This window comes from Oleiphilus sp. HI0123 (assembly GCF_001635315.1).
Window position 1 is genome coordinate 1 of record NZ_LWGE01001403.1, and the last position, 2,835, is coordinate 2,835.

The 2,835-nt window shown below is 41.3% G+C and carries 4 protein-coding genes; all 4 read left to right on the plus strand.

The window, feature by feature from the left end; all coding sequences use genetic code 11:
- Positions 1 to 252: RsmG family class I SAM-dependent methyltransferase (locus tag A3761_RS17905; protein ID WP_197473099.1), on the plus strand; the 252-nt coding region annotated here is incomplete at its 5' end.
- A 44-nt stretch (positions 253 to 296) separates the two neighbouring features.
- Positions 297 to 1,097, plus strand: coding sequence for a ParA family protein (locus A3761_RS17910; RefSeq protein ID WP_068507309.1), 801 nt, complete (start codon positions 297 to 299; stop codon positions 1,095 to 1,097).
- 66 nt (positions 1,098 to 1,163) lie between these two features.
- Positions 1,164 to 2,030, plus strand: coding sequence for a ParB/RepB/Spo0J family partition protein (locus tag A3761_RS17915; protein ID WP_068507307.1), 867 nt, complete (start codon positions 1,164 to 1,166; stop codon positions 2,028 to 2,030).
- Positions 2,031 to 2,361: 331 nt separating this feature from the next.
- Positions 2,362 to 2,766, plus strand: coding sequence for a F0F1 ATP synthase subunit I (locus tag A3761_RS17920; protein WP_068507305.1), 405 nt, complete (start codon positions 2,362 to 2,364; stop codon positions 2,764 to 2,766).
- Positions 2,767 to 2,835: the final 69 nt, after the last annotated feature.

The window sequence follows — 2,835 nt, forward strand, 5'->3', positions numbered from 1 at the left end:
GAGAGTGTTGCGCAGGATAAACAATTTGACCAAATTATGTCACGCGCATTTACAGCGCTAGATAATATGGTAAAACTATGTAAGCACTTACTTACTGAAAAGGGTGAGTTTTTAGCAATGAAAGGTTTGCATCCAAAAGATGAGATTAATGCACTGCCAATAGATTATCATGTTAAAAACGCAATTAAGTTATGTGTTCCCGCTTGTGAAGAGGACAGGCATTTAATTATCATAGAGAAAACTTCAGCGTAATAAGCATATTGCTATTGAAAGCGTCTATAAGTGAGGGTTACACAGTGCCAGCGAAAATCTATGCGATTACTAACCAGAAGGGGGGGGTTGGAAAAACGACCACCACTGTAAATCTTGCTGCATCGCTGGCTGCGACCAAACGCAGAATTCTCCTTATTGATCTTGATCCGCAGGGAAACGCAACTATGGGTAGCGGGATCAGCAAGAATGAAATTGAATATACGGCCTATGATGTACTGACCAAAAAGGCCGATGTTCAAGAGGTCATTACGCGTTCAGTCGTTGGTAAATACGATGTTATTCCTTCCAATGGCGATCTGACTGCAGCGGAAGTCGAGCTCCTTAATGAGATTGGCCGTGAACATAGACTGAAGCAAGCCTTAAAATCTATTCGTGATGATTATGAATTCGTCTTGATCGACTGTCCTCCTTCTCTAAATATGCTAACCGTTAATGCCTTATCAGCGTCGGACGGCGTTATCATTCCAATGCAATGCGAATATTATGCGCTAGAAGGCTTGGCCGCATTAATGAATACGGTTGAGCAGATTAGAGAAACCATCAATCCGAAGTTAGAAATTTCCGGCATACTTCGTACTATGTATGACCCAAGGAATAGTTTAACCAGAGATGTATCTGATGAACTTCAGGAATATTTCGGTGAACAGCTATATAAAGTCGCAATTCCAAGAAATGTAAGACTAGCGGAAGCACCCAGTCACGGTATGTCAGCATTACATTATGACAAAGCTTCAAAAGGTGCGATTGCATATTTGGCATTGGCCGGTGAAATCGTCAGAAAGAACAAAGCAGCAGCAAAAAAAGCCGACTTGGCTGAAGCATAAAACAATAATTAAGCTCATGACTTTTAAAGGTCATCATCAAGCGTTACTAAGTGAGTAGGAAAATACGTGGCAAAGAAACGAGGTTTAGGGGAAAAAGGTTTAAGCGCTTTACTCAAGGGCTCAAATGTCGACTTTAAAAAAGAAGTTGAAAACGATGGAGACCTTAAGCAACTTCCAGTTGAGTTTCTAAAACGAGGTAAATATCAGCCTCGTCGTGACATGGATCCTGATGCACTCGAAGAGCTCGCCGAGTCAATTCGACAGCAAGGTATTATGCAGCCGATAGTGGTTCGTTCTCGTGGCGAAGACTCCTATGAAATTATTGCGGGCGAAAGGCGTTGGCGGGCAGCACAAATCGCTCAGCTCGATAAAGTCCCCGCAATTATTCGTGATGTTGAAGATGATGCGGCTGTTGCAATGGCGCTTATCGAGAATATTCAGCGTGAAAACCTTAATGCAATGGAAGAAGCCACCGCTTTACAGCGTTTGCAAGATGAGTTTGAACTTACCCAAAGCGAAGTAGCTGAAGCCGTTGGTAAATCGAGGTCAACCGTGACTAACTTGCTTCGCCTGATCAACCTAACAGATGAAGTAAAGTTGATGCTAGAGCATGGCGACTTGGAGATGGGCCATGGCAGAGCGATGTTATCGTTAGATACCGAGCGACAGATAATTGTGGCTCGTCAGGTTGAGTTGAAGTCGCTTTCAGTACGACAGACCGAAGCACTCGTCCGTCGCCTAATAGAAGACAAGCCTACAAATAAAGCAGCTAAGCCAAAACCCGATGCCGATATATCACGCTTACAAGAAGATCTATCTGAAAAAGTAGGTGCAGAAGTGAGTGTTCAGCATTCAAATACAGGCAAAGGTAAGCTAGTGATTAAATATAATTCTCTTGATGAGTTAGATGGAATTTTGACTCATATCAAGTGAAATCTAACTTGATCGAAAAATAATCGATTCTTTTTTGTAACTTAAGTGAATATTCATCCCTAGAGCGGTTGAATGCACAGATTATAACCCCTATAATCTGCCACGCTTCGAGAGGCCTGATTAGGCCGAAGAAGAAAAATGGCGAGAATGAATGTTAAGCGCCGCGACTCGATAAGACTAAAGAAAAATAAAAACAAGAGCTAACGATAACAAAATGTCTTAAAAGAACAGCAACTTAATGGCTGTATCTTAAGTCGAAGGTAATTAAGGAAGATATCTGCTAACTACAGCGCAGTGACATCAAAAGGTAGCAATGTAGTAGGCAAGATTAATGAACAGTAGAAAAAAGGCTGACATAAATAAGCCGCCGATTTACAAGATTTTTATTGCTCAGATGGCTCTTACGAGTGTCATTTGCGCAGGGTACTATTTAGTTAGCGGAAGCGTTGCGGCATACTCTTCGCTATTGGGTGGGGTTATATTTGTTATCCCACAACTATATTTTGGTGTTAAAGCGTTTTTGTACAGTGGCGCTCGGTCAATCCAAAAAATAGTTATAAATTTTTATAAAGGTGAGAGCACCAAATTAGTAATCATTGCACTGAGCTTCGGACTTATATTCAAGTTTGTAGAGCCTCTGGATTACTTAGCACTTTACTCCACCTTTATCAGTGTTTTAGTGATGAACTGTTTCTCGGCTCTCTTAGTAAGTAAGCCGAACTCACACAAAGCATAATTTAGAATTTTTAACTCTATAATGTAGGCCCTTAACTATGGCAGGCGATAGTCTAACAACCACTGAATA

What these genes read in the sequence shown, in the direction of transcription:
- A3761_RS17920 (WP_068507305.1), top strand. Translation starts at nt 2,362, where the DNA reads ATGAACAGTAGAAAAAAGGCTGACATAAATAAGCCGCCGATTTACAAG.